Annotated in this window: 1 protein-coding gene; it reads left to right on the top strand. The window is 44.6% G+C overall.

Annotation, left to right across the window (positions count from 1 at the left end; genetic code table 11):
- A partial coding sequence (aspS, locus tag A3738_RS03195; protein WP_068763351.1) for an aspartate--tRNA ligase occupies nt 1-1116 on the top strand: 1116 nt, incomplete at both ends.

Below are 1116 nucleotides of genomic sequence, written 5' to 3'. Positions count from 1 at the left end.
CTAAATGTTTCCGTGATGAAGATTTGCGTGCTGACCGTCAACCTGAATTCACACAGGTGGATGTTGAAGCTTCATACATGAGCGAAGAAGAAATCATGGCGAACATGGAAGGCATGGTTGGTTCAATGTTCAAAGACTTGCTTGACGTTGATCTTGGCGAATTCCCTAAAATGCCTTATTCAGAAGCGATGAGCAAATACGGTAGCGACAAGCCTGACTTACGTATTTCGCTTGAGATTGTTGATGTTGCTGACTTGATGGAAAGTATCGAGTTTAAGGTGTTCGCAGGCCCAGCAAAAGATCCTAAAGGTCGCGTTGCAGCACTTAAAGTTGATGGTGGTGCGGAACTTAGTCGTAAGCAAATTGACGAATACACCAAGTTTGTTGGAATCTACGGTGCGAAAGGTCTTGCTTGGATTAAGGTTAACGAAATCGAGAAAGGCGTTGAAGGTCTTCAGTCGCCAATCGTTAAGTTCTTAGGCGAAGAAGTTGCAATGCAAATTATGGATCGCCTAGGTGTTAAAAATGGCGATATTGTATTCTTCGGTGCAGATAAAGAAAAAGTTGTAAACGAAGCGCTTGGCGCACTGCGCTGCAAAGTGGGTGAAGATCTCAATATGTTCACAACAGAGTGGGCACCACTTTGGGTTGTTGACTTCCCTATGTTCGAAGAGTTGGATGATGGAGGCTTAACAGCAATTCACCATCCATTTACAGCGCCTTCTTGTTCACCTGCTGAATTGCGTGATGCGCCTGAAAAAGCATTGTCACGTGCGTACGATATGGTACTTAACGGTACTGAGCTTGGTGGTGGTTCTATCCGTATTCACGATGGAGAAATGCAAAGTATTGTATTCGATATTCTTGGTATCGACGCAGAAGAACAGCAAGAGAAGTTTGGCTTCTTATTGGATGCATTGAAGTTCGGTTGTCCTCCTCACGGTGGTTTGGCATTTGGTCTTGACCGTCTTGTGATGTTGATGACGGGTGCAAGTTCTATTCGTGAAGTGATTGCCTTCCCGAAAACACAGAGTGCTACTGACGTACTAACTAAGGCGCCAGGTGAAGTTGATAAGAAGCAGCTTCGTGAGTTGAGCATTAAGCTAAACCTTCCTG

The sequence above is a fragment of the Oleiphilus sp. HI0066 genome, assembly GCF_001635725.1.
Note: the sequence above shows the minus strand (reverse complement) of the source record. Positions and strands in the feature narration are given on the sequence as shown.